This is a genomic window from Variovorax sp. CCNWLW186 (genome assembly GCF_037203865.1).
Lineage (GTDB): Bacteria > Pseudomonadota > Gammaproteobacteria > Burkholderiales > Burkholderiaceae_C > Variovorax.
Window position 1 is genome coordinate 472,138 of record NZ_JBBCBO010000001.1, and the last position, 25,932, is coordinate 498,069.

24 protein-coding genes are annotated in these 25,932 nt (G+C 65.1%); 19 read left to right on the forward strand and 5 right to left on the reverse strand.

What is annotated here, in order from left to right; all coding sequences use genetic code 11:
* The first annotated feature begins 149 nt into the window (after window positions 1–149).
* The 17 genes from V9K97_RS02320 to V9K97_RS02400 all read left to right on the forward strand — a co-directional run bounded on the left by V9K97_RS02320 (window position 150) and on the right by V9K97_RS02400 (window position 19,234).
* Entirely contained in the window at window positions 150–1,391 is a 1,242-nt protein-coding gene (locus V9K97_RS02320; RefSeq protein WP_126746377.1) for a branched-chain amino acid ABC transporter substrate-binding protein, read from the forward strand.
* 78 nt (window positions 1,392–1,469) lie between these two features.
* The gene (locus V9K97_RS02325) at window positions 1,470–2,423 is read left to right on the forward strand and encodes a branched-chain amino acid ABC transporter permease (RefSeq protein ID WP_258506096.1); all 954 of its coding nucleotides are present in this window, start codon (window positions 1,470–1,472) and stop codon (window positions 2,421–2,423) included.
* Between the two features lie 73 nt (window positions 2,424–2,496).
* Window positions 2,497–3,786, forward strand: a complete 1,290-nt coding sequence (locus tag V9K97_RS02330; protein WP_337316031.1) for a branched-chain amino acid ABC transporter permease — start codon at window positions 2,497–2,499, stop codon at window positions 3,784–3,786.
* On the forward strand, window positions 3,786–4,568 hold the full coding sequence (locus V9K97_RS02335; protein ID WP_337295812.1) for an ABC transporter ATP-binding protein: 783 nt from the start codon (window positions 3,786–3,788) through the stop codon (window positions 4,566–4,568). The genes V9K97_RS02330 and V9K97_RS02335 overlap by 1 nt, the downstream gene beginning before the upstream one ends.
* Window positions 4,569–4,571: 3 nt before the next feature.
* A complete protein-coding gene (locus V9K97_RS02340) occupies window positions 4,572–5,267 on the forward strand; it encodes an ABC transporter ATP-binding protein (RefSeq protein ID WP_258506099.1) in 696 nt (231 codons plus the stop codon).
* 152 nt (window positions 5,268–5,419) lie between these two features.
* Window positions 5,420–7,525 carry a 3-hydroxyacyl-CoA dehydrogenase NAD-binding domain-containing protein gene (locus V9K97_RS02345; RefSeq protein WP_337295811.1) on the forward strand — a complete coding sequence of 702 codons (2,106 nt, stop codon included), beginning with the start codon at window positions 5,420–5,422 and terminating at the stop codon, window positions 7,523–7,525.
* A 20-nt stretch (window positions 7,526–7,545) separates the two neighbouring features.
* The gene (locus V9K97_RS02350; protein WP_337316007.1) at window positions 7,546–9,021 is read left to right on the forward strand and encodes a M20 family peptidase; all 1,476 of its coding nucleotides are present in this window, start codon (window positions 7,546–7,548) and stop codon (window positions 9,019–9,021) included.
* 43 nt (window positions 9,022–9,064) lie between these two features.
* Window positions 9,065–10,240, forward strand: a complete 1,176-nt coding sequence (locus V9K97_RS02355) for an acetyl-CoA C-acyltransferase (protein ID WP_258506104.1) — start codon at window positions 9,065–9,067, stop codon at window positions 10,238–10,240.
* A 139-nt stretch (window positions 10,241–10,379) separates the two neighbouring features.
* Window positions 10,380–12,233 carry an acyl-CoA dehydrogenase gene (locus tag V9K97_RS02360; RefSeq protein WP_337316008.1) on the forward strand — a complete coding sequence of 618 codons (1,854 nt, stop codon included), beginning with the start codon at window positions 10,380–10,382 and terminating at the stop codon, window positions 12,231–12,233.
* Window positions 12,234–12,235: 2 nt separating this feature from the next.
* Window positions 12,236–12,475 (forward strand): hypothetical protein, encoded by a 240-nt coding sequence (locus tag V9K97_RS02365; RefSeq protein WP_337316009.1) that lies wholly within the window; start codon window positions 12,236–12,238, stop codon window positions 12,473–12,475.
* 41 nt (window positions 12,476–12,516) lie between these two features.
* A complete protein-coding gene (locus V9K97_RS02370; RefSeq protein WP_309957095.1) occupies window positions 12,517–13,311 on the forward strand; it encodes an SDR family oxidoreductase in 795 nt (264 codons plus the stop codon).
* A gap of 12 nt (window positions 13,312–13,323) precedes the next feature.
* Window positions 13,324–13,785, forward strand: a complete 462-nt coding sequence (locus V9K97_RS02375) for a PaaI family thioesterase (RefSeq protein ID WP_258506108.1) — start codon at window positions 13,324–13,326, stop codon at window positions 13,783–13,785.
* Between the two features lie 33 nt (window positions 13,786–13,818).
* Window positions 13,819–14,835: an NADP-dependent oxidoreductase gene (locus V9K97_RS02380; RefSeq protein ID WP_337316010.1), complete on the forward strand. Its 1,017-nt coding sequence runs from the start codon at window positions 13,819–13,821 to the stop codon at window positions 14,833–14,835.
* Between the two features lie 76 nt (window positions 14,836–14,911).
* Window positions 14,912–16,570, forward strand: a complete 1,659-nt coding sequence (locus V9K97_RS02385) for an isovaleryl-CoA dehydrogenase (RefSeq protein WP_337316011.1) — start codon at window positions 14,912–14,914, stop codon at window positions 16,568–16,570.
* Between the two features lie 45 nt (window positions 16,571–16,615).
* Entirely contained in the window at window positions 16,616–17,554 is a 939-nt protein-coding gene (locus V9K97_RS02390) for a glutathione S-transferase family protein (protein WP_337316012.1), read from the forward strand.
* Between the two features lie 112 nt (window positions 17,555–17,666).
* Window positions 17,667–18,572: an SDR family oxidoreductase gene (locus tag V9K97_RS02395; protein WP_258506111.1), complete on the forward strand. Its 906-nt coding sequence runs from the start codon at window positions 17,667–17,669 to the stop codon at window positions 18,570–18,572.
* Between the two features lie 23 nt (window positions 18,573–18,595).
* Window positions 18,596–19,234: an ABC transporter ATP-binding protein gene (locus V9K97_RS02400; RefSeq protein WP_337316013.1), complete on the forward strand. Its 639-nt coding sequence runs from the start codon at window positions 18,596–18,598 to the stop codon at window positions 19,232–19,234.
* A 6-nt stretch (window positions 19,235–19,240) separates the two neighbouring features.
* Here the strand turns inward: V9K97_RS02400 and V9K97_RS02405 are convergent, their stop codons facing one another.
* Both V9K97_RS02405 and V9K97_RS02410 read right to left on the reverse strand, forming a co-directional pair.
* A complete protein-coding gene (locus tag V9K97_RS02405) occupies window positions 19,241–19,876 on the reverse strand; it encodes a Pr6Pr family membrane protein (RefSeq protein WP_337316014.1) in 636 nt (211 codons plus the stop codon).
* Between the two features lie 40 nt (window positions 19,877–19,916).
* Window positions 19,917–20,846 carry a LysR substrate-binding domain-containing protein gene (locus tag V9K97_RS02410; RefSeq protein WP_337316015.1) on the reverse strand — a complete coding sequence of 310 codons (930 nt, stop codon included), beginning with the start codon at window positions 20,844–20,846 and terminating at the stop codon, window positions 19,917–19,919.
* Between the two features lie 110 nt (window positions 20,847–20,956).
* Between V9K97_RS02410 and V9K97_RS02415 the strand changes: the two genes are divergently transcribed.
* A complete protein-coding gene (locus V9K97_RS02415) occupies window positions 20,957–21,661 on the forward strand; it encodes an FMN-dependent NADH-azoreductase (protein WP_443302401.1) in 705 nt (234 codons plus the stop codon).
* 22 nt (window positions 21,662–21,683) lie between these two features.
* Here V9K97_RS02415 and V9K97_RS02420 read toward each other — a convergent pair whose 3' ends face one another.
* Both V9K97_RS02420 and V9K97_RS02425 read right to left on the reverse strand, forming a co-directional pair.
* The gene (locus V9K97_RS02420) at window positions 21,684–22,715 is read right to left on the reverse strand and encodes an aldo/keto reductase (RefSeq protein WP_337316017.1); all 1,032 of its coding nucleotides are present in this window, start codon (window positions 22,713–22,715) and stop codon (window positions 21,684–21,686) included.
* Window positions 22,716–22,750: 35 nt separating this feature from the next.
* On the reverse strand, window positions 22,751–23,947 hold the full coding sequence (locus tag V9K97_RS02425; RefSeq protein WP_337316018.1) for an MFS transporter: 1,197 nt from the start codon (window positions 23,945–23,947) through the stop codon (window positions 22,751–22,753).
* Between the two features lie 98 nt (window positions 23,948–24,045).
* On the opposite strand from V9K97_RS02425, the gene V9K97_RS02430 reads away from it, so the two are divergent.
* Window positions 24,046–25,008, forward strand: a complete 963-nt coding sequence (locus V9K97_RS02430; RefSeq protein ID WP_281150778.1) for a LysR substrate-binding domain-containing protein — start codon at window positions 24,046–24,048, stop codon at window positions 25,006–25,008.
* Here the strand turns inward: V9K97_RS02430 and V9K97_RS02435 are convergent.
* Window positions 24,957–25,715, reverse strand: a complete 759-nt coding sequence (locus tag V9K97_RS02435; RefSeq protein WP_337316019.1) for a fumarylacetoacetate hydrolase family protein — start codon at window positions 25,713–25,715, stop codon at window positions 24,957–24,959. The two genes, V9K97_RS02430 and V9K97_RS02435, sit on opposite strands and share 52 nt — an antisense overlap.
* Window positions 25,716–25,932: the final 217 nt, after the last annotated feature.

Consider the following 25,932-nt stretch of genomic DNA (forward strand, 5'->3'; position numbering starts at 1 on the left):
GTAGCAATTGGAGAAATGCGCTGTCGCCTGTGCGATAGAAACGGGCCTTTGCGGCCGCCCCCTCCGGGCATTCCCTGAGGGGAGGGTCAGTGAACGCTTGTACGCTCGTGCAAGGCTTTTTGATTCGGTTTGACCAGGAGATATAGATCGTGAAGTTCGCTCTGAAAATCGCTACCGCAGCCATCCTTGCCGCAAGCGCCACCGGCGCCCTGGCCCAGAAGGGTGAAACCGTCAAAATCGCGTGGCTCGACCCGCTCTCGGGCCTGATGGCCGCGGTCGGCACCAACCAGCTCAAGACCTTCCAGTTCCTCGCCGAAGAATTCAACAAGAAGAACGCGGCCGGCGTGAAGTTCGAGATCATCGGCATCGACAACAAGCTCAGCCCGCAAGAAACCACCGCCGCGCTGCGCTCCGCCATGGACCAGGGCGCGCGCTACGTGGTGCAGGGCAACGGCTCGGGCCCCGCGCTCGCCATCATCGACGCGCTCGAAAAGCACAACGCCCGCAACCCGGGCAAGGAAGTGCTGTACATCAACTACGCGGCCGTCGACCCTGACCTCACCAACAGCAAGTGCAGCTACTGGCACTTCCGCCTCGATGCCGACACCTCCATGAAGATGGAAGCGCTGACCACCTTCATGAAGGACCAGCCGGACATCAAGAAGGTCTACCTCATCAACCAGAACTACTCGCACGGCCAGCAGGTGTCCAAGTTCGCAAAGGACAACCTCAAGGCTAAGCGCCCCGACGTCGAAGTGGTCGGCGACGACCTGCACCCGCTGGCCCAGGTGCGCGACTTCTCGCCCTACATCGCCAAGATCAAGGCTTCGGGTGCCGACACCGTCATTACCGGCAACTGGGGCTCCGACCTGGCGCTGCTCATCAAGTCGGCCAATGACTCGGGCCTGAACGTCAAGTTCTACACCTACTACGCGGTGACCAACGGCACGCCGACCGCCATGGGCGCGGCCTCCGACGGCAAGGTCTACCAGGTGGGCTACAGCCACTACAACGCGCCGGGCCCGGTTCAGCCGCTCATGAACGAGTTCAAGAAGCGCTTCAACGACGACATGTACACCACCGACATCTACACGGTGTACGCCATGCTGAGCGAAGCCTTCGTGCGCACCAAGTCGACCGAGCCCGTCAAGGTGGCGGCCGCAATGGAAGGCATGAAGTTCAAGAGCTTCAACGGCGACGTCGAAATGCGCAAGGCAGACCACCAGCTGCAGCAGGGCCTGTGGATCACGCGCTGGCAGAAGGCCGACGCCAAGAACCCGTACAGCCCGGAAAACACTGGCTACACGCTGGCACCGGTGAAGTACTACGAGGCCTATGTCTCGAGCACGCCCACGTCGTGCCAGATGAAGCGGCCCGGCGGCGCCTCGTGACCGCTTCGGTCGCCTGACCGGTCGAGGCCCGACTTCAACACTCGGGCCTCTTTCTTTTTTCACGCATCCGAAAGACCGATGAACGTCGAATTCTTCGTCATCTCGCTGCTCAACGGCGTCAGCTACGGCCTGCTGTTGTTCATGCTGAGCTCTGGCCTTACGCTGATCTTCAGCATGATGGGCGTGCTCAATTTTGCGCACGCCAGCTTCTACATGCTTGGCGCCTACATCGCCTACACGCTGTCGGGCATCATCGGCTTCTGGCCGGCGCTGTTCATTGCGCCGCTGCTGGTGGGCCTTCTGGGCGCCGCATTCGAGCGCTACAGCCTGCGCCGGGTCCACAAGTTCGGCCACGTGCCCGAGCTTTTGGTGACCTTCGGCCTGTCTTACCTCATCCTCGAAGTGGTGCAGCTGGCCTGGGGCCGCTCGACCGTGCCCTACGGCCTGCCGCCGCAACTGCAGGGGCCGCTCTTTTCGCTGTACGGCACGCAATTTCCGAAGTCCCGCTCGTTCATCATGCTGGTGGCGGTGCTCATGCTCATCTCGGTGTGGCTGCTGCTCACGCGCACCCGCATCGGCCTGGTCATCCAGGCGGCGCTCAAGCACCCCGACATGGTCGAGGCGCTGGGCCACAACGTGCCGCGCGTGTTCATGCTGGTGTTCGGCGGCGGCGCCGCGCTCGCGGGCCTGGCGGGCGTGGTCGGCGGCAACACCTACGTGACCGAGCCGGCAATGGCCGCCTCGGTCGGCTCGATCATCTTCGTGGTGGTGGTGGTCGGCGGCATGGGGTCGCTGGCGGGGGCTTTCCTCGCGTCGCTCCTCATCGGCATCATCCAGACCTTTGCGGTGGCCATGGACCAGTCGCTGGCCACGGGCCTGCGCGCCATCGGCGTTGCCGTGACAGACCAGACCTTCGGCTACGAGCTGCTCAAGCTCACGATCTCGCAGGTTGCGCCGATCCTGCCGTACCTGTTCCTGGTGCTGATCCTCATCTTCAGGCCCAAGGGTCTTCTTGGAACCCGGGAGGACTGACGCCATGACCGCAGCAACCACATCCACCACCCAGAACGAGCAGGGCGTGCAGAGCACACAGGGTACGCAAAAAATGCAGTACTACCGCTTCAAGCCCTGGAACATCGGCCGCTACCTGGTCTGGACGCTTTTTGCCATCGTGCTGATCGTCTCGCCGCTCCTGTTCAAGAGCAGCCTGGCACTCACGATGCTCTCGCAGATGGGCTATCTCATCATCATCTGCCTGAGCTACAACATTCTGCTGGGGCAGGGCGGCATGCTGAGCTTCGGCCACGCGGTCTATGTCGGCCTGGGCTCGTTCCTTGCCATCCACGCAATGAACATGGGCGGCAAGGGTGGCCTGCAGATTCCGCTAGTGCTCATCCCGCTGGTGGGCGGCCTGGCCGGCATGTTCTTCGCCGTGATCTTCGGGTTTGTGACCACCAAGAAGTCGGGCACCACCTTCGCGATGATCACCATGGGCATCGGCGAGCTCGTGGCCTCCATGGCGCTGATGTTCCCGAGCTTCTTCGGCGGCGAGGGCGGCATCACCACCGACCGCGTCTACGGCCCGACCTTCTTCGGTTTCAACTTCGGTCCGCAGATCCAGGTGTACTACCTGATCGCCGCGTATTGCTTCGTTTGCACCGCGCTGATGTATGCCTTTACCGGCACCCCGCTCGGCCGCATGCTGAATGCGGTGCGCGACAACCCGGAGCGCGTCGAGTTCATCGGCTACAACACGCAGCGCGTGCGCTACTTCGCATTCATCATCGCGGGCTTCTTCGCCGGCATCGGCGGCGGCCTGGCTTCGATCAACTTCGAGATCGTGAACGCGGCCGACAGCCTCAACGCCATCCGCTCGGGCGGCTACCTGCTGTTCACCTTCCTCGGCGGCGCGGTGTTCTTCTTCGGACCGATCATCGGTGCGGTGCTACTGGTGTTCGCGTCGATCCTTTTGTCCGAACTTTCGAAGGCCTGGCAGCTGTACTTCGGCCTGGTGTTCGTGTTCATGGTCATGTTCGCGCCCGGCGGCATTGCAAGCCTGGTGATGATGAACCTGCGCGTTGCCAAGTTCGGCAAGTTCGACCGCTTCTGGCTGCTGTACCTTGCGCTTGCAGTGGCCCTGGTGCCTGTGGTCATCGGCGCGGCTGCGCTCATCGAAATGATCTATCACATCCAGCTGAACGCAGCGATGGGGCCCACGCTCAACTTCTTCGGCGTGGCGCTCGACACCGCGGGCGTGGGCAGCTGGCTCGGCGCCCTGGCCATCTTGGCCGTCGGCCTGGGTGCGCTGGAGGTGGCGCGGCGCCGCTTTGTGCGCGTCTGGGGGCGTGCGCAGGAAGAGATCGAAGCAGAAATCAAGCGTCGGGAGGCGGCGTAATGAGCGCGCAACATGCACTGGAACTGAAGTCGCTGCGCAAGAATTTCGGCAAGACCGAGATCATCCGCGGCGTCGACCTCGCGGTGAACGCCGGCGAGCGCGTGGCCATCATCGGCCCCAACGGAGCGGGCAAGTCGACGCTGTTCAACCTCATCAGCGGCCGCCTTGCGCCCACCAGCGGCGAAGTGCTGCTGAACGGCCAGCGCATCGACGGCAAGAAGCCTTACGAGATCAACCGGCTGGGCCTTTCGCGCAGCTTCCAGATCACCAACATCTTCCCGAAGCTGAGCGTGTTCGAGAACCTGCGCTGCGGCGTGCTGTGGAGCCTGGGCTACAAGTACACCTTTCTGCGCTTTCTCTCCAACCTGGACGATGCCAATGCGCGCACTGAAGAGCTCATCAAGCAGATCGGCCTGGAGCGCAAGCGCGACGTGCAGGCGGTGAACCTCACCTACGCCGAACAGCGCGCACTTGAAATCGGCGTGACCATTGCGGGCGGCGCCAACGTCATTCTGCTGGACGAGCCCACGGCGGGCATGAGCAAGACCGAGACCTCGCATTTCATCTCGCTCATCAAGCACGTCACCGTCGGCAAGACGCTGCTGACGGTCGAGCACGACATGGGCGTGGTCTTCGGCCTTGCCGACAAGATTGCGGTGGTGGTGTACGGCGAAGTCATCGCCTTCGACACGCCCGCTGCCGTTCGCGCCAATGCGCGCGTGCAAGAGGCTTACCTTGGCTCGGCCGTTGCCGATGCGCAAAGCCAGGGCCAGGGACACTGACACATGCTGAAGCTTCACGACATTCACGCCTACTACGGCAAGAGCCATGTGCTGCATGGCGTTTCCTTCGAGGTTGGCGCCGGCGAAATCGTCGCGCTGCTGGGGCGCAACGGCTCGGGCCGCTCGACCACCGCCAAGGCCATCATGGGCCTGGTGCATGCCGAAGGCACGCTGCGCTGGAAGGACCAGGACGTCCTTCGCAAGAAGGCCTACGAAATTGCCCACCTGGGTATTGGCTACGTGCCCGAGAACCGCGACATCTTTCCCAAGCTCACGGTGCACCAGAACCTGCTGCTCGGGCAAAAGGGTTCGGGCAAGGGCAGCCGCTGGTCCTTCGACGACATGTACAGCATGTTCCCCCGGCTGAAGGAACGCCAGCACACCGAGGCCGGCGTGCTTTCGGGCGGCGAGCAGCAGATGCTCACGCTGTGCCGCACGCTCATGGGCGACCCCGACCTCATCATCATCGACGAGCCGACCGAAGGCCTTGCGCCGAAGATCGTCGAGCTGGTGGGGCAGTACCTCAAGACGCTCAAGGACAAGGGCATTTCGGTGCTGCTGATCGAGCAGAAGCTCACCATTGCCATGCAGATCTCCGACCGTGCGCTGGTCATGGGCCACGGCAGCATCGTGTTCGACGGCACACCCGATAGCCTCAGGGCCGACGCCACCACTCGCAAAGAGTGGCTCGAGGTCTGAAGAAGCCCTCCGAGGATCCGGGCCGCGCCCCGGATCCTCTTGTCCCAACAGCGACTGCGTGCCATTGTTGAGCCACGCGAAACGCCTAGAATCCCTCGAAAAAGAACACTCGTGCTTTTTCTTCTTTTTCTTCACACACCAAGGAACGCAGCATGACGGCTGAATACAAAGTGCTCGGCGATGTCGCCGTGATCACACTGACCAACCCGCCGGTCAACGGTCTCGGTTTCTCGACCCGCATCGGCATCACCGATGGCCTGTCGAAAGCCAATGCCGACGACGCCGTCAAGGCCATCGTCATCACCGGCGCCGGCAAGGCCTTCTCGGGCGGCGCGGACATCAAGGAGTTCGGCACGCCCAAGGCGCTGCAAGAGCCCAACCTGCTGAGCGTGATCCTCTCGCTCGAGGCTTCGCCCAAGCCCATCGTCGCTGCCATTCATTCGGTGTGCATGGGCGGCGGCCTCGAGCTGGCCCTGGGTTGCCACTATCGCGTGGCGGCTCCCGGCACCAGCATTGCGCTGCCCGAAGTCAAGCTGGGCCTCATTCCGGGCGCCGGCGGCACGCAGCGCCTGCCGCGCGTGCTGGGTGTGGAAACCGCGCTCAACATGATCGTGAGCGGCGAGCCGGTCAAGAGCGAACTGCTCGCCAGCCTGCCGGGCCAGAAGCTGTTCGACAAGCTCGCAGCTTCGCCCGAATCGGTGTTCGAAGAAGCCGTGGCCTTTGCCAAGAGCGTGGCCGGCAAGACCGGCGACGCATTGCCGCTGGTGCGCAACCTGCCGTGCAAGCATCCGCAAGGCGATGCGTACTTTCAGTTCGCCAAGAACATGGTGGGCGGCATGTCGAAGAACTACCCCGCGCCGCTGCAGTGCGTGGAGGCCGTGCAGGCCGCCACCAAGATGAAGTTCGACGCGGGCATGGCTGAAGAGCGCCGCATCTTCACGTCGCTGATGTTCACGCCCGAGTCGCTCGCGCTGCGCCACCTGTTCATGGCTGAGCGTGCAGCCTCCAAGATTCCCGACGTGGCCGACGACACGCCCAAGCGCGAGATCAAGTCGGTCGGCGTGATCGGCGCCGGCACCATGGGCGGCGGCATTTCGATGAACTTTTTGAACGCGGGCATCCCCGTCAAGATTCTCGAGATGAAGCAGGAAGCGCTCGACCGCGGCATTGCCACCATCAAGAAGAACTACGAATCGCAGATCAAGAAGGGCAAGCTCAAGCAGGACAAGTACGAGCAGCGCATGGCGCTCCTGAGCACCACGCTGAGCTACGACGACCTGAAGGACGCCGACCTGATCATCGAAGCCGTGTTCGAAGAACTCGGCGTGAAGGAGAAGGTGTTCAAGGAGCTCGACCGCGTCGCCAAGAAGGGCGCGATCCTGGCTTCGAACACCTCCACGCTCGACGTCGACAAGATCGCATCGTTCACCGAGCGTCCGCAGGACGTGGTCGGCATGCACTTCTTCAGCCCCGCCAACGTGATGAAGCTGCTCGAAGTGGTGCGCGGCAAGCAAACGGGCAAGGATGTTCTGGCCACCGTCATGGACATCGGCAAGAAGATCAAGAAGACGGCCGTGGTCTCGGGCGTGTGCGACGGCTTCATCGGCAACCGCATGATCGAGCAGTACTCGCGCCAGGCGGGCTTTCTGCTCGACGAAGGCGCCACGCCGCAGCAGGTCGACAAGGCCATCGAGAAGTTCGGCTTTGCCATGGGCCCGTTCCGCATGGGCGACCTGGCCGGCAACGACATCGGCTGGGCCATTCGCAAGCGCCGCGCCGTGGAGCATCCGAACATGAAGTACAGCCGCACGGCAGACAAGCTGTGCGAACTGGGCCGCTTCGGCCAGAAGACCGGGGCAGGGTGGTACGACTACCAGGCCGGCAAGCGCGATGCGATTCCTTCGGACCTGGTCAACAAGATGATCGAAGACCACCGCAAGGAACTGGGCATCACGCCGCGCAAGATTTCGGATGAAGAAATCGTGCAGCGCCTGGTGTATGCGCTGGTCAATGAAGGCGCACACATCCTCGAGGACGGCATTGCCTCGAAGGCGGGCGACATCGACATGGTGTACCTCACCGGCTATGGCTTCCCAATCTGGCGCGGCGGCCCGATGCACTACGCGTCGCAGGTCGGCCTCTACAACGTGGCCGAAACCATGAAGCGCTTTGCCAAGAACCCGCGCGACGACGCCGAGTTCTGGCAGCCCGCGCCGCTGATCCAGAAGCTGGTGGCCGAAGGCAAGTCCTTCAGCTGATACGGGAAGCCTGGCCGCCCATGTTGAAACGCATCTTTGCCGGATTGCTGCTGGTGCTTGTGGTGCTGGTGGCAGCCGTGGCGGTCAAGACCTGGACCACGCCATCGCAGCAGCTGGCGGTGGCGCCCGCACCCAAGCTCGAGATGGACCTGCAGGCCGCCGCCAGGCGGCTGGCCGGCGCGATTCCGATCCGGACCATTTCCAGCCTTGACGATCCGGCTGCCAACCTGGCCGAGTTCGACAAGCTGCACGCCTACCTGGAGCAGCAGTTTCCCAAGGTCCACGCCACCCTGAAGAAGGAAGTGGTGGGCCAGAAGGCGCTGCTCTACACATGGGCCGGCACCGACGCGGCGGCCAAACCCATCGCGCTGATGGCGCACCAGGACATGGTGCCGATCGCACCGGGCACCGAGAAGGCATGGTCCGTGGACCCCTTCGCCGGCGAGATCAAGGACGGCTTCGTCTGGGGCCGTGGCACGCTCGACAACAAGAGCAACCTGTTCGCTCAGATGGAAGCCATCGAGCTGCTGATTGCTAGCGGCTTCAAGCCCAGGCAAACCGTCTACCTCGTGATGGGCGACGACGAAGAGGTGAGCGGCCTGCGCGGTGCGCGGCCGATTGCCGAACTGCTCAAGTCGCGCAATGTGCGCCTCGATTGGGTGCTCGACGAAGGCTTGCTCATCCTTGACGGCGTGCTGCCCGGCCTTTCGAAGCCGGCTGCGCTCATCGGCCTGGCCGAGAAGGGCTACGGCACATTCTTTCTTTCGCTCGACACGGCCCCCGGCCATTCGTCGATGCCGCCGCAGCACAGCGCCATCGGCAGCATGAGCGCAGCGCTCGCCCGGCTCGAAGCCAACCCGATGCCCGGCGCGATCCAGGGCGTGGCGGCGCAGATGTTCGGCGCGCTCGCGCCCGAGATGGGCGGCGTCAACCGCGTGATGCTTTCCAACCTGTGGCTCACAGAGCCGCTGGTGCGCAGCCAGCTCCAGAAGAGCCCGAGCAGCAACGCGATGCTGCGCACGACCACTGCGCTCACCATCGTGCGCGCCGGCAACAAGGACAACGTGCTGCCCGGCCGGGCCGAGGCGGCGGTCAACTTCCGCATCCTGCCGGGCGACACGATCGACAGCGTGGAAGCGCACTTGCGCAAGGCGCTCGGCAACGACGAGATCAAGATCAAGCGCTACCCGGGCAACTCCGAGCCTTCGCCCGTGTCGCCGACCGACAGCACCGGCTACCGTGCCATCCAGCAGGCGGTGCGACAGTCGTTCCCCGACGTGGTGGTGGCGCCCGGCCTCATGACGGCCGCCACCGATTCGCGCCACTTCAGCCTGGTGAGCGACGCCGTCTACCGTTTTTCGCCGTTCCGCATGAAGAGCGAAGACCTGGCGCGCTTCCACGGCAACAACGAACGCCTCGCCATCTCCAACTACGGCGAGATGATCGGCTTCTATCACCAGCTCCTGCGCAACACCAACGCTGCGCCGGCGCAATGACGACCACGACTTCTTTTCCCTTCCATCTTCAAAGGACCTCACCATGACCAGCGCCGTCATCGTTTCCACTGCCCGCACGCCGCTCGCCAAGAGCTGGAAGGGTGCCTTCAACATGACGCACGGCGCCACGCTCGGCGGCCATGCGGTGCAGCACGCCATCTCGCGCGCCGGTATCGAAGCCGCCGAAGTCGACGACGTGATCATGGGCTGCGCAACGCCCGAAGGCGCCACCGGCTCCAACATTGCGCGCCAGATCGCGCTGCGCGCCGGCTGCCCCGTGACCACCTCGGGCATGACCATCAACCGCTTCTGCTCGTCGGGCCTGCAGACCATTGCCACCGCCGCCCAGCGCATCATTGCGGGCGAGGGCGACGTGTACGTGGCCGGCGGCGTCGAGAGCATTTCGTGCGTGCAGAACGAAGCCAACAAGCACATGCTGGCCGACCCCTGGCTGGTAAAGCACAAGCCCGAGATCTACTGGAACATGCTGCAGACTGCCGAGCAGGTTGCCAAGCGCTACAACATCGGCCGCGACGCCATGGACGAATACGGCGCCGCCAGCCAGCAGAAGGCCACCGCCGCGCTCGAAGCCGGCCGCTTCAAGGACGAGATCGCGCCCATCACCGTGCTGGCCGGCGTGGCCGACCCCGTGCTGGGCCTGCGCACCAAGGAAGTCACGGTCGAGAACGACGAAGGCATTCGCCCCGGTACCACCAAGGAAGGCATCAGCGGCATCCGCCCGGCACTGCCCGGCGGCCTCATCTCGGCCGGCAACGCCAGCCAGTTCTCCGACGGTGGCGGCGCCTGCGTGGTGGTCGACGAGAAGTACGCCCAGCAAAAGGGCCTGAAGCCCTTGGGCCGCTTCCTCGGCTTTGCCGTGGCCGGCTGCGAACCCGACGAAATGGGCATCGGCCCCGTCTTCGCCATTCCGAAGGTGCTCAAGCGCCTGGGCCTCACGGTCAACGACATCGACCTGTGGGAACTGAACGAAGCCTTCGCCGTGCAGGTGATCTACTGCCGCGACAAGCTCGGCATTCCGGGCGACCGCCTGAACGTGGACGGCGGCGCCATCGCCGTGGGCCACCCCTACGGCGTGAGCGGACAGCGCCTGACGGGCCACGCACTCATCGAAGGCAAGCGCCGCGGCGCGAAGAAGGTGCTGGTCACGATGTGCATCGGCGGCGGCATGGGCGCCGCGGGCGTGTTTGAAGTTCTCTGACTCTCCTCTGGCCGGCGGCGCATAGCGCGTCGCCGCCTTTGCCAGCCCCGCTCAGGGGGCGACACCGGCGGCCCGGCTGAGCCGGTTCAGCGGTGTTCCTGGCACCGAACCCGCGCATCCATTCACACCGAGATCGATCATGAGCCTGCGTCCCACCCTCGACTTCCTGCTCTACGACTGGCTCGACGCGGAATCGCTGAGCCAGCGCGAGCGCTTTTCAGACCATTCGCGCGAAACCTTCGACGCGGTGCTCGACACCTGCGAACGCATCGCGCGCGAAAAGTACGCGCCGGCCAATCGCATCGTCGACACGCAGGAGCCGCACTTCGACGGCGAGAAGGTCGTCTTGCCGCAGGCCACGCACGATGCGCACAAGGCTTTTGTCGAATCCGGAATGATGAGCGCGGCGCAGGACTACGATATCGGCGGCATGCAGCTGCCCTACACGCTGCAGGCCGCGGCCAACAGTTTTTTCGCAATGGCATCGGTGAGCATCGGCTCCAACATGCTCACGAGCGGCAACGCCAACCTGCTGATGGTGCACGGCACCGAGATGCAGAAAGAGGTGTTCGCCAAGAACGAATTTTCGGGCCGCTGGGCGGGCACCATGTGCCTGTCGGAGCCGCAGGCCGGTTCTTCGCTGAGCGACGTGGCCACGCGCGCCGTGCCCGATGGCGATGACTACCAGAACGATCCGCTGGGGCCACGCTACCGGCTCACGGGCAACAAGATGTGGATCTCCGCCGGCGACCACGAGCTGACCGAGAACATCGTGCACATCGTGCTTGCCAAGATTCCGGATGCCAACGGCAAGCTGGTGCCGGGCACGCGCGGCATCTCGCTGTTCATCGTGCCCAAGCGCATGGTGAACACAAAGGGCGAGCTGACCGGCGAGCGCAACGACGTGGCTCTCGCAGGCCTCAACCACAAGCTGGGCTGGCGCGGCACCACCAACACGCTGCTGAACTTCGGCGAGGGCAAGTACCCCGTCGGCGGCAAGGCGGGTGCGGTGGGTTACCTGGTCGGCGAGCCCGGCAAGGGCCTGCACTGCATGTTCCACATGATGAACGAGGCGCGCATCGGTGTCGGCACTGCGGCCACCATGCTCGGCATGGCCGGTTACTACGCCTCGCTCGAATATGCGAAGACCCGGCCGCAGGGCCGGCTCGTGAAAAAAGCCGAACAGCCCGGCACCGCAGTCGCAAAAGATTCGGCCAGCCCGCAGGTGCGCATCATCGAGCACGCCGACGTGCGCCGCATGCTGCTCGCGCAGAAGGCGTATTGCGAAGGCGCCCTGGCGCTGGAGCTGTACTGCGCCCGTCTGGTCGACGAGCAGAAAACAGGCAACGCGCAGGCCGCGGACGACGCGCGCCTGTTGCTCGAGGTGCTCACGCCCATTGCCAAGAGCTGGCCCAGCGAATGGTGCCTTGAGGCCAACTCGCTGGCCATTCAGGTGCACGGCGGCTACGGATACACGCGCGACTTTCCGGTGGAGCAATACTGGCGCGACAACCGTCTGAACATGATCCACGAGGGCACGCACGGCATCCAGGCGGCCGACCTGCTGGGCCGCAAGGTGCTGATGGAAAAAGGCCGTGGCCTGCAGCTGCTGGCCGGCCGCATCACCGACACCATCGGCCGCGCGGCCGAGGTGCCGGCGCTCGCGGCGCATGCCAAGACCCTGAAGGTGGCCTTGCAGCGCATCGGCAGCGCGACCGAGGCTGCCTGGTCCACCGGCGACCCGGCCGATGCGCTGGCCAATGCGGTGCCATACATGCAGGCGTTCGGCCACACCGTGCTGGCCTGGATCTGGCTGGACGTGGCGCAGCGGGCACTCGAGATCGACGCGCAAAAGGCGAGGGCGGTAACAGCTGGCAAGATTGGAGCCACGGACTATTTCTTCCACTACGAGCTGCCGAAAATCGGCGCCTGGCTCAACGTGGTCGAAAGCCGCGATCCCACCTGTACAGCATTGCCAGAGGAAGCTTTTTGATAATGGCCAACGCCGCCCCAAACAACAACACCCCCAACCCCGCCAAGCCACCCAAGCCGCACGCGCGGCTGGAAAAGTGGATATGGATCCTGATCTACGGCGGCCTGTTTCTCGTGATTCTGGGCATTGCCACCGGCCGCACCGAGCCCGCGCTCGGCTGGTCGATGGCCATTCCTGGCGGGGTGGTCGCGCTTATGGGCGTCGTGCTCATCTACGTGCGCTCGCGCCTGGGCGACAAGTAGCACGCATCTCTTCTGAACATCCTGAATATCGGAGACACCCAATGACCCCTCGCACCACCAAGCAGCTGTTCGACCTCACCGGCAAGACCGCCCTCATTACCGGCGGCTCGCGCGGCCTTGGCCTGCAAATGGCGCATGCGCTGGGCGAGGCGGGCGCGAAGATCATGCTCAGCTCCCGCAAGGCCGAAGACCTGGAGCAGGCCGCGGCCGAGCTGCAATCCGCTGGCATCGATGCGCGCTGGATTGCCGCCGATTGTTCCAAGGAAGAAGACACGCGCCGCCTGGCGGACGAAACGCTGCAGCGCATGGGCGCCATCGACATCCTCGTGAACAACGCGGGTGCCAGCTGGGGCGCGCCGGCCGAGAGCCATCCGGTCGAGGCGTGGGACAAGGTGATGAACCTCAACGTGCGCGGCTATTTCATCCTGTCGCAGCATGTCGCCAACGGCTACATGATCCCCAAGAAAACGGGCCGCATCATCAACATTGCATCCATCGCCGGCCTGAACGGCAACCCGCCCGAGATGCAGACGCTGGCCTACAACACCTCGAAGACGGCGGTGATCGGCTTCACGCGCACGCTGGCCGCCGAATGGGGCAAGTACAACATCAACGTGAACGCGATCTGCCCCGGCTTCTTCATGACGAAGATGGCCGCCGGGCTGATCAAATCGCTAGGCGAGGAAAAGATGGCCTCGCATGCGCCGCTTGGCCGGCTGGGCGACGAAGAAGACCTGAAGGGCCTGACGCTGCTGTACGCGAGCGATGCCGGCAAGCACATCACCGGGCAGTGGCTCGCGGTGGACGGCGGTGTGAGCGTGGTGCTGGGTGCGTAAGCTTGGTACGCAATGACTGAAGACTCCACCGACATCAACATCCGCTCGTACACGAGCCAGATTCCCTTCGCGCGCCACCTGGGCTTCGAGCTCACCAAGTTCGAAGGCGGCGAATCCGAGATCGTCTACACCGCCAAGCCCGAGCACCTGAACACCTTCGACGTGACCCATGGCGGCGCCTGCATGACGCTGCTCGACATCACCATGGCGGCCGCGGCGCGCAGCGTGGCACCCGAGACTGGCGTGGTCACCATCGAGATGAAGACCAGCTTCATGCAGCCTTCGGTCGGCCCCTTGCACGCGCGCGGCACGCTCATTCATCGCACCGCGACGCTGGCTTTTACCGAGGCCAAGATCTACGACGAGCAGGAGCGCGTGTGCGCCCATGCCACCGGCACCTTCAAGTACGTGAAGCGACGCCTGCCCACAGGGCCCGCCAGCGCGAACGCGATGCGCCCGCCCTCGACCGACTGACCGACCACCGAAACGAATCTCCAGGAGCCATACATGCCCACCAACAAGCAGATCCACCTCGACAACCGCCCCGATGGCGAAGCCGTTGCCAGCAACTTCAAGCTCGTGACCGCCGAAACGCCTGCGCTGGCCGAGAACCAGGTGCTGGTGCGCCACCACTACATGAGCCTGGACCCGTACATGCGCGGCCGCATGAACGACTCCAAGAGCTATGCGCAGCCGCAGCCGCTCGGCCAGGTGATGCAGGGCGGCACCGCCGGTGAAGTGGTGGAAAGCAAGCACCCCAAGTTCGCCCCCGGCGACAAGGTGGTGGGCTTTGGCGGCTGGCAGGAATACAGCGTGGTCGATGCATCGCAGCCCGGCGCGCTGAAGAAGGTCGACACCACGCACGTGCCGCTGTCGCACTACCTCGGCGCGGTTGGCATGCCGGGCGTCACGGCCTGGTATGGGTTGGTGAAGATCATTGCCCCAAAGGCCGGCGAGACGATGGTGGTTACCGCGGCCAGCGGCGCGGTGGGCAGCGCATTCGGCGCGCTAGCCAAGGCGCGCGGCTGCCGGGTGGTCGGCATTGCGGGCGGCCCCGACAAGTGCAAGTACGTGACCGAAGAGCTGGGCTTCGACGCCTGCATCGACTACCGCCAGCACCCTGATGTGAAGAGCATGAGCGCCGCGCTCAAGGAAGCCTGCCCGAACGGCATCGACGGCTACTTCGAGAACGTGGGCGGCTATATCTTCGACGCCGTGCTGCTGCGCGCGAATGCCTTCTCTCGCGTTGCGCTGTGCGGAATGATCGCGGGCTACGACGGCCAGCCGCTGCCGCTGGCCAACCCGGCGCTCATCCTCATCAACCGCATGAAGATCGAAGGCTTCATCGTGAGCGAGCACATGGAAGTGTGGCCGGAGGCATTGACCGAGCTCGGCACGCTGGTGGCCACCGGCAAGCTCAAGCCACGCGAGTCGGTGGCGCAGGGCATCGAATCCGCCCCTGAGGCCTTCCTGGGTTTGCTCAAGGGCAAGAATTTCGGCAAGCAACTGGTCAAGTTGATCTAGGCTGCCGGGGCCACGCCAGCGGCCCGGCAAACCCGGTGCCGCGGTTTTTCTGGAACTGACTTCTCGGAGGTTCTGTATGAAGAATGCTGGAACGCACGAGGTGTTCAACCAGCCCGCGCCGCTGGTGGACTGCAACCTCTTCGAAACCAACAGGCCCCTGCGCGATGCGTTGCAGTTCAACGCGCCTGCGCTCCAGCTGGCGCAGCTGCATGAACTGGGCGCCGCCGTCGGCTCGGCCGACATGCAGACGCATGCCCGTCTTGCCAACACCCATACGCCCGAGCTGCATACGCACGACCGCTTCGGCCGGCGCATCGACGAGGTGGAGTTTCACCCCAGCTACCACGCGCTGATGAAGGCCGCCGTCGGCGCGGGCCTGCACGGCACGCCGTGGACCGGCACTTCCGCCTCGCCGCACGTGCAGCGGGCGGCGGGCTTCATGCTCTTCACCGAGCTGGAATCGTCGGTTCTTTGCCCCATTTCGATGACCTACGCCGCAACGCCCGCACTGCGCAGCAATGCGGAGGTGTATGCCGACTGGGGGCCCAAGCTCGGCAGCCTTTGGTACGACCCCGCGCTCAAGTCGTTCAAGGACAAGCCCGGCGTGACCATGGGCATGGGCATGACCGAGAAGCAGGGCGGCTCGGACGTGCGGGCCAACACCACAAGTGCCGTGCGCGAGGGCAGCGATGCCTGGGGCGAGCGCTATGCGATCACCGGCCACAAATGGTTCTTCTCGGCGCCGATGTGCGATGCCTTCCTGGTGCTGGCGCAGGCGCCTGCCGGGCTGAGCTGCTTCTTCCTGCCTCGCGTGTTGCCGAAATGGATGGGGGATGGCGCCCGCAACGCCATTCACATCCAGCGCCTGAAGGACAAGCTCGGCAACAAGGCCAATGCGAGCTCGGAGGTCGAGTTCCATGGCGCCAGTGCATGGCTGGTAGGCGAAGAGGGGCGCGGCATTCCGCAGATCCTCGAGATGGGCACCATGACGCGGCTCGACTGCGCACTGGGCACCAGCGGCCTCATGCGCCAGGCGCTGAGCCTGGCCATCAACCACACCGTGCAGCGCAACGCCTTCGGCAAGCCGCTTGTGGAGCAGCCGCTCATGAAGAATGTGCTGGCGGATCTTGCACTCGAAAGCGAAGCCTCTACCGCGCTCGCCATCCGCCTCGCCCGCGCATTCGACCGGCAGGACGACGAACACGAACGCCTGATGGCGCGGCTGCTCACACCGGTCGCCAAGTTCTGGATCTGCAAGCGCGGCAGCCACTTTGCGCAAGAGACCATGGAATGCCTGGGCGGCAACGGCTATGTGGAGGAGGGCGGCGAAGGCACCATGGCCCGCATCTACCGCGAGATGCCGCTCAACTCGATCTGGGAAGGCGCGGGCAACATCATGGCGCTCGACATGCTGCGCGGCCTGCGCAAGGGCGATGCGGTGGCGGCTCTCGCCAAAGAGCTGGCGCCCGCACGCGGCCAGCACGCCGCGCTCGACCGGCTGGCCGAAGCGCTGCCTGCACGCATCGAGGCAATGGCCTCCGAAACCGAGGCGCGCCGTCTGGCACAGGACGTGGCCCTGGCGGTGCAAGCTGCGTTGCTTGCGCAGACCGCGCCGCCCGCGGTTGTAGGCGCGTTCTGCGCATCGCGCCTGGGCGGCGATTGGGGCAACGCATTCGGCACGCTGGGCGCGGGCACCGATTTCGATTCGATCATCGAGCGCGCCAGCCCTCGTTGATCGCAGATCCCCCGAACAATTCAAAGAAAGAACACAAGGACGCCGATGGCCGAACTCATCCTGCACCACTTCAACACTTCGCCGTTTTCCGAGAAGGTGCGGCTCATCCTCGGCGCCAAGAAGCTGCCGTGGAAGTCCGTCCTCATTCCGGCCATCATGCCCAAGCCCGAGGTGGGAATACTCACCGGCGGTTATCGCAAGACGCCGTTCCTGCAGATCGGCGCCGACATCTACTGCGACAGCGCACTCATCGCCGATGTGCTGGAACATCTCCAGCCCGAGGCGACGCTCTACCCGGAGCCCGAAAAGGGCATGTCGCGCATCCTCTCGCAGTGGGCCGACACCACGCTGTTCTGGGCCGCAATGGCCTGGAACCTGCAGCCACGCGGCGTGGCCGAGGTGTTTGCCAAGGCGCCGCCCGAAGCCGCCAAGGCCTTCGGCGAAGACCGCGCGAAGATGAGCACGGGCAACATGACGCGGCTGCGCCCGGCCGACGCGACGAGTGCGTACAAGTCTTACCTGCGCCGCCTTTCCGACATGCTCGACGACAAGCCCTACCTGCTGGGCGAAGCGCCGTGCATTGCCGACTTTTCGGCGTACCACCCGCTCTGGTACACGCGCCGCATCGACTCGGTGCGGGGCATTCTCGACCTCACGCCCGCGGTGGTCGACTGGATGGACCGCATGGCAGCCATCGGCCACGGCGCGCCCGAAAAGTCGAACCCGGACGAAGCCATTGCCGTCGCCAAGGCCGCAACGCCGCACACGCTGCTGACTGACAGCACCTTTCAGGACGACCACGGTATTCCGCTGGGAAGCGCCGTCACGGTCCGCGCCGAGAGCTTCGGCCTCGAGGAAACACCCGGCACGCTGGTGGCCGCCACGCGCACGCACTACACGCTGGAGCGCAGCCACGAGCGCGTAGGCACGGTGCACGTGCATTTTCCGCGCATCGGCTACGTGCTGAAGCAAGCCGAAGCCTGAAAGCTTCTCGCGCGGGGCACCTTCGTGACTGCGCCGCGGCGCTTTTCGTATTTCAATTGCTGCACCAACGTCAGTCAGAGACAAACTTTCAACGCAAGAAGGACAGCGGCAAATGATTCAGGACTTCAAGGGCAAGACGGCCGTACTCACCGGCGCGGGTTCGGGCTTCGGGCTGGAGTGCGCACGCATCGGGGCCGCGCGCGGCATGAACCTGGTGTTGGTCGACGTGCAACAAGATGCGCTCGACAAGGCCCAGGCCGAGATGGAAGCTGCCGGCGCGCAGGTGCTGGCCCGCAAGGTCGACGTGTCTGATGCCGCGCAGATGGAGGCGCTCGCCCTTGCGGTGAAAGAGCGCTTCGGTGCGCCGCACTTCGTGTTCAACAACGCGGGCGTGGGCGCGGGCGGCCTGGTGTGGGAAAACACCGTGGCCGACTGGGAGTGGGTGCTGGGCGTCGACTTGTGGGGCGTGATTCACGGCGTGCGCCTGTTCACGCCGATGATGCTCGAAGCCGCCGCCAAGGACCCGGGCTACCGCGGCCACATCACCAATACGGCCAGCATGGCGGGGTTGCTCACGCCGCCCAACATGGGCATTTACAACGCCGCCAAGGCGGCTGTGGTGAGCCTGACCGAAACGCTCTACCAAGACCTGAACCTGGTCACCGACCAGATCGGCGCGAGCCTGCTGTGCCCGTATTTCGTGCCCACGGGCATCACGAGCAGCGAGCGCAACCGCCCGAATGCTCCCAAGGAAACCGAGCTCACCAAGAGCCAACTCATCGGCCAGGCCATGAGCAACAAGGCGGTGAGCAGCGGCAAGATCACGGCGGCCGAGGTGGCGGCGAAGGTGTTCGAGGCCATCAGCGACAACCAGTTCTACGTGTTCAGCCATCCGAAGGCGCTGGGCAATGTGCGCAGCCGCATGGAGAACATCGTCGCCGTCAAGAATCCGGCGGATCCGTTTCTCGAGCGGCCCGAGATCGGGCAGAAGCTGCGGGAGCAGTTGCGGGCGGCTTGATCGTTTGCGGCTACAACCGGGGCATGAATCCTTCGACTTCTCTCTCGATCCTTCAACTTCAGGACCTGGGCTTCGCATATCCGGACCAGCCCGCGCTGGCGTCCGGTTGGTCCGTGGCCATTGGGGAGGGCGTCACGCTGCTGTATGGCGACACCGGCACCGGAAAGTCCACCTTGCTTCGCGTGATGGCCGGCGCGCTGGCTGCGACCGGGCGGCTGACGGCAGTGGGCGCGCGGCTCGACCTCGCACCCCATGCCTATCGCCAGAACGTCTTCTTCTGCGACCCAACGACGGAAGCCTTCGACCAGGTCACCGCCCACGCATGCACGGCAACGCTCAGCGAAGGTGATGCGGGTTTCGATGAGGCTTCATGGCAAGCCCTCGTCGAAGGCTTTGCACTGACCCCGCATCTCGAGAAACCGATGTACATGCTCTCGACCGGCTCGAAGCGCAAGGTGTGGCTGGCGGCAGCACTGGCATCGGGACGTCCGCTGGTGCTGCTCGACGAGCCTACGGGTGCACTCGATGCCCGATCGATTCATCACCTGTGGAATGCGCTGGTCCGGCGCGCTGCGCAGCCCGGCCGAGCCGTGGTCGTTGCGAGCAGCGAGCGCGTCACCGCGGTGCCGCTTGCAGGCTGCATCGAGCTGCCGCTGCGCTGAAAGCTTTCAGGCCGCCGGCGCTGAAGGAAGCTGCTTCTCCAGCAGCCGCAAGCCGAATGCCATGGCCAGGAAGATCACGGCAACCACCGCCGAGTTGAGCACCGCGCGCCCGAACCCCAGCGCACCGACATCCATGAACGGATACGGATACCAGCTGACGAACGCACCGCGCGCAAAGGTGTAGACGATCCATGCCAGCGGCAGCAGTACCGAAAGACCGATGGTGCCGCCGTCGATGCGCGGCCGCGGGCCGACGAGCAACCAGCCGAGCACCGCGACGACCGGTGTCACGGTGTGCAGCAGAAAGTTGGCCAGCTGCCCGGACGGCGTCAACTCGCGCAGCCCGGTGAGCACGGTGTGGAAGACGATGCCCGTCACGGCAATGCTCAAGACGGCGGTCAACCGCAGCGGACGGAACAGTCGGCCATCGTGCGCGGGACGAAAAGCGAGCAGGGCGCTCACGCCGCCGATGAGGATGTTTGCGTCGATGGTGAAGTAGCTGAAGAGCCGCACGAAGCGCTCGAGGTGCGTCGGGGCGGCTCCCGCGCCACCGGTGATTGCTGCTGCGAGTTCGAGGCCGATGCCCGCCAGCGCGGCGAGTGCGACAACGCCGTGAAGAAGGCGTGCCAGTGCGACGTTCATGTTCTTCAACTTGGGTGCCTTTCAGGTATGTGAGGCTGCATCAAGCAGCGGTCGCGGGCTGCGATGCGATCCAGTCCCAGACGCCGCGAATCGCCGGTTCATTTTCGCGTCCCTGCGCCGTCGCGAGAAAGTAGCTTCCGGTGTCCAGCGCCGGCCCGAAGGGCTGCACCAACGCGCCGCTGCGCAGCTCTTCGGCCGCTAGCGTGAGGCTGAGCAACGCCACGCCATGGCCTGCGAGTGCGGCGAGGATGGCGTGGGTTTCGTCGGAGAAAGAGAGGCCCGCAGCCTTCATCGATCGGCCACGGGGCGGCGCAATGCCGGCCTCGCGAAACCATCTGGGCCAGGTTGCGGGCGCAGCGGCGCCGGGCTGCCAATCGGCGTGAATCAGCTGGTGCTTCGGCAAATCGCTCACGCGCTTCAGGCCGAGCATCGGGCTGCACAGCGGCGCGTATTGCTCGGCCATCAATTCGCTCACCACGAGGCCGGGCCAATTGCCGCTGCCCGAACGCACGGCAATGTCGGCATCGCCACGCGCCAGGTCGACGAGCGTATCGCTGGCGTGCAGCCGCAGTTCGATACCGGGGCATGCCTTGCGAAAGCCGGCCATGCGCGGCAGCACCCAGCGGGCGGCGAACGCGGTGTTGGTGGTGAGCGTGACGGCCTGCATTGCCGCAGGCTGGCGCAGTCTTTCGATTCCGGCTTCAAGCGCGTCGAAGCCCGTGCGCAAGTCGTCGAAAAGCCGCTGGCCCGCGAGTGTCAAAGCCAGCTGCCGCGTGAGCCGGCGAAACAGCGGCCGGCCGAGCGTGTCTTCGAGCGCGCGCACCTGGTGGCTGATGGCCGAAGGCGTTACGGAAAGCTCGTGCGCCGCGCGCTGAAAGCTCAAATGCGCGGCCGCCGCTTCGAATGCGCGCAGCGAGAGCAGCGGCGGCAGGCTGCGCGGCCGGCGAACAGGTGAGCTGATTTCGTTCATCGATGGAGAAATGATCGTTTGTAGGAGTCTGGTTTCGTCTCTAGATTAGAGGCCCGTGCAGTCATTTTGAACGCACCAGACAGAACAGATCAACTCACTCATTGACGACCATGAATCTTCTCCATATCGACACCAGCGCCCGTCCCGGGCTTTCCGGCATCGACCCTCACGGCTCGCACACGCGCCGGCTCTCCGCGCGCTTTGTCGAGCGTTGGCGCCAGGCCCGCCCGGGCGACCGCATCGACTACCTCGACGTGGGCCAGCATCCGCCGGCACACGTCAACGGCCGCTGGATTCATGCAGCGTTCACACCGCCCGCCGAGCGCGAGCCCTGGATGGCCGAGGCACTGGCAGAGAGCGACCGGCTCGTCGACCAGCTGATTGCCGCCGACGTGATTGTTGTGGGCTTGCCGATGTACAACTTCAGCGTGCCCGCGCAGTTCAAGGCCTACATCGACAACATCGTGCGTGTGGGCCGCACCTTTGGTTTCGACCGTGCGCGCGGCGCCGTGCCGTACTGGCCGATGCTCGCGGATGCGGGCAAGCGCATGGTGCTGCTCGGTGCGCGCGGCGATCACGGCTATGGCCCGGGCGGACGCATCGCGCACCTGAACCATACCGAGAGCTCGGTGCGTTCCGTGTTCGGCTACATCGGCATTACCGATGTGTACGAGGCGGCGGTGGAGTCCGACGAATTCGGCGGCGAGGAGCTCGCGCAATCGCTTCGCAAGGCCGAGCAGGAAGTCGACCGGCTGGTGGACCAACTTGGCGGAGCTCTGGCGAGCGAGCGCTCTGCCGACGCCGCGCTGGTCTAGGCGTTCATCTACCTCGGCCGGCTCATACCGCCACAGGGCTGCGCTCTGCAAACTGCCCGTTCCAGTACGGGTAGTAAGGGTAGGGCGGCGTCACGGCGCTGGCCGCATCGAGCCGCTTGATCTGCTCCGCGCTGAGCTGCCAGCCAAGTGCGCCAAGGTTCTGGTTGAACTGCTCTGCGTTGCGAGCACCGATCAGCACGCTCGACACGGTGGGCCGCTGCAGCAGCCAGTTGAGCGCGATCTGCGGCACGGTCTTGCCGGTTTCCTCGGCCACCTGGTCCATTGCATCGACCACGCGGTACAGGCGCTCGTCGTCCACGGGCGGCGCGAAGCCGGCGGTTTCATGCAGGCGGCTGCCAACGGGTAGCGGCTGGCCGCGCCGCACCTTGCCCGTGAGGCGGCCCCAACCCAGCGGGCTCCAGACGATGGCGCCCAGGCCCTGATCGATGCCGAGCGGCATCAGCTCGAATTCGTAGTCGCGGCCGATCAGCGAGTAGTAGGTCTGGTTGGCCACGAAGCGCTGCAGCCCCAGTCGGTCGGAGGCCGAGAGCGATTTCATCAGCTGCCAGCCCGAGAAGTTCGATGCGCCGATGAGCCGCACCTTGCCCGCGCGCACCAGGTCGTCGAGCGTGTCGAGCACCATCTCGACCGGCGTCATCGCATCGAAAGCGTGCAGCTGCAGGATGTCGATGTAGTCGGTGTCCAGGCGCTTGAGCGCGGCCTCCGTTGCGGCGATCAGGTGGTGGCGCGAGGCGCCGACGTCGTTCGGCCCGTCGCCTACGCGCAGCGAGAGCTTGGTCGAGATGATCGCCTTGTCGCGCCGGCCCTTGAGTGCGGCACCGAGTATCGATTCGGACGCGCCGTTCGAATACACGTCGGCCGTGTCGAACAGCGTCACGCCCGCATCGAGCGCCAGGTCGACGATGCCGCGCGCGCCTTCCACGTCGGTGTTGCCCCAGGCGCTGAAAAGCGGGCCTTGTCCGCCGAAAGTGCCGGCGCCGAAGCCGAGTGCCGGGACCTTGAAGCCGGAGCGGCCGAGAAAGCGTTGTTCCATGATGGTGTCCTTGGATTTGTTGTTGAGTAGTGTTTTCAGGCTTGTGCCGACGAGGCGCAGTCGGCCGGAGCGCTGTTGTTGCTCTCGCGCCGGTCGAGCGACCGGCTCCAGAGCGCGATCGCCAGGCCCACCAGCGTGAGCAGCGCAGCCACCCAGCCGAGAGAGCGCAGGCCAGGGCCGTGGTCGATGACTGCGCCGCCCGCCCATGCGCCGAGCGCATTGCCCAGGTTGAAGGCCGCGATGTTCAGGCTCGACGCCAGGTTCTGGCCTGCGCCCGAGGCCTTCTCGAGTACGCGCAGCTGCATCGGCGCCACCGTCGCGAAAGAAGCGATGCCGAGCAGGCCGACGAACACCACGGCGGTGAATGGCGTGCCAATGGTGAACTGCATCGCACCGAGCACCGCGGCCAGTGCCACCAGCGTGCCAATCACGGCAGGCATCGTTGCGCGGTCGGCCAGCTTGCCGCCCAGGATGTTGCCCACCGCAAGGCCGCCGCCGAACACCAGCAGGATTGGCGACACGGCCGATTCCGGCAGGCCGGTGACTTGCGTCAGCAAGGGCTGGATGTAGGTGAACACCACGAACACGCCCGCAAAGCCGAGCACCGTCATCGCCAGCCCCAGCAGCACTTGGGGCCTTGCGAGCACCGCAAGCTCGTCGCGCAGCGGCGCCGGCTTGGCCTCGCCCTTGACGCGGGGCACGAAGATCGAGAGCACCGCAAACGCCAGCACGCCAATCAGCGTCACGGCCCAGAAGGTGGCGCGCCATCCGTACTGCAGGCCGAGCCATGCACCCGCCGGCACGCCAAGCAGCGTGGCGGCCGTAAGGCCGGTGAACATGATGGCAATGGCCGAGGCGCGGCGCTCCGGCGCCACAAGGCCCGTGGCCACCACCGAGCCCACGCCGAAGAAGGTGCCATGCGCGAGCGAGGTGACGACGCGCGCGGCCATCAACAGCTCGTAGTTGGGCGCGAGCGCGCAGGCCAGGTTGCCGAGCGTGAAGATCGCCATCAGCGCCAGCAGCACGGTCTTGCGCGGCAGCTTGCGGGTGGCAATGGTGAGCATGGGCGCGCCGACCGCAACGCCGAGCGCATAGCCCGAGATCAGCAAGCCGGCGGCGGTGATGGAGACATGAAGATCCGCCGAGACCTGCATGAGCAGGCCCATGATGACGAATTCGGTGGTGCCTATTCCGAAGGCACCGGCGGTAAGGGCGAGTAGAGCAATTGGCATGATGGCTCTACTGTGCGGGTTATCCCCATGGATGACTAGAATGCCGGCTGTACATAGACTTGTGAATTGAAGTCACAGCTGAAAGCCGAGGAGCCGCCATGCCGCGTATCGATGTGAACCGCTCCGGTGAAATGGAGGCCTTCGTACAGGTGGTCGAATCCGGCGGCTTTTCCGCCGCGGCGCGCCTGCTCGACATGACACCTTCCGCGGTAAGCAAGCTCGTCGCGCGGCTCGAACTGCGGCTTGGCATTCAGCTGGTGCACCGCTCCACGCGCAAACTGCAGCTTACGCCCGAAGGCCTGCATTTCTACGAGCGCAGCACGCGCGTGCTGGCTGACATGGATGAGGCCGAGCGCTGCGCCGCCGCGGGCGCCGCGCCGCGCGGGCGGGTGAGCATCAACGCGAGCGTGTCTTTCGGGCACCACAAGCTGGTGCCGCTGGTGCCCAGGCTGCTCGAGCTGCATCCGCAAATCACGCTGGACATTGCACTGACCGACCGCATCGTCGACCTGATGGACGAGCGCGCGGACATCGCGATCCGCTGGGGGCAGTTGCCGCCCTCAGACCTGGTGGCGCGGCGCCTCGGCGAAACCAGCCAGGCCATCGTGGCCTCGCCCGACTATCTTGCAAAGTACGGCACACCGCACACGCCGCAGGAACTGGAAGCGCACAACAGGTTGGGCTGGAGCTACCGGCGCAATACGCCTGATTGGCCGTTGCGTGTCGATGGGCGAATGATCTCGCTGCCCGTGGCCGGGCCGGTGCGCGCGGGCGACGGCGAAACCTTGCGGCAGTTGGCGATTGCGGGCGCGGGCGTGGCGCGGCTGTCGCTGTATCACATCCAGCACGACATCGATGCGGGCCGGCTGGTGCCGCTGCTGCAGGAATTCAACCCCGCCGAGGTGGAGCCGATCCACGCGGTGTACATCGGCAAGGCCGGCACCTTGCCAGCACGCGTGCGCGCGGTGCTCGACTTTCTGGTGGCGTGCTCGGGCGTGGGAGGAGGGCGCTACACGATCAAGCGAACCGAGCCGATGCCCGCAAATTCCGCGGTTACCTGATCGCCGCGACGGCAAGGCACGATGCCGACCCACGAACCCGTAGTAACCACAGTGCCGGCCGGCGCGCTTTGCCCATGGCGCGTGATGTGGCGCAGCCAGATGGGCAGCAACCATGCGGGATCGCCCAGCGGATGGGTGCCTTCGCGCACCACGGTTTCCGCATTGCCGACTTTGGTTTCACAGCGTTGCGAAGCCCAATCGACGGCCGCATAAGGCTGCCATTCGCCGAGAACCAGTGCGCCGTGCACTTGCGAGTCGGCAAGGCGAAGCAATGGAGGCGTAGCGGCCAGGTCTTGCCAACGCGAATCGACGATTTCCACCGAGACCGCCATGGCATCGATCAGCGAAGCCGCGTCTTGGTGGTCGAGCTTCGCGGCCATGGCGGGTGTCACGTCCTGTCCGAGCCGCAGGGCGATCTCAGCTTCGATGCCGGGCGCGTGAAAAACCAAGTCGCTGAAGTCCGCCGGGCTCGTGCGCACGCCGTGTGGCGGCAGCGGCGCATGCGTGAGCGTCGCGCTTCTGGAGGCGCCGCCGGATTTCCAATGGGCCGGAACGGCACGGTCACCAAACCAGCCGAGCGCAGCCGCTACTGCGTCCTGGACTTCGTAGGACTGAGTTGCGTCTTGCAGCGCGTCGGTCCAGGGGGCGGCATCGAGGGGGGCGTTGCTTCGGCGGGCTGCAACGAGCGCATCGGTCAGGGCTGTCATTTGTGAGGTCATCTTGTGATTTTGTCAGTTGCGTCCTGGGCGAGTGCAAAGGCCACCGGGTACTCCCCTCCGCGAATGTCCCCCGGCCTGCAGCCTCCTCCTTTATTTCGCTGCGCGGAGCACCCGATGCCCTGTGCACTGGGGCACGCTGCTGGTGCACCGCTGATCAACGACCAGCGCGTATGACGCACACGTCGATGGGGTGCCTTGCGCAGCG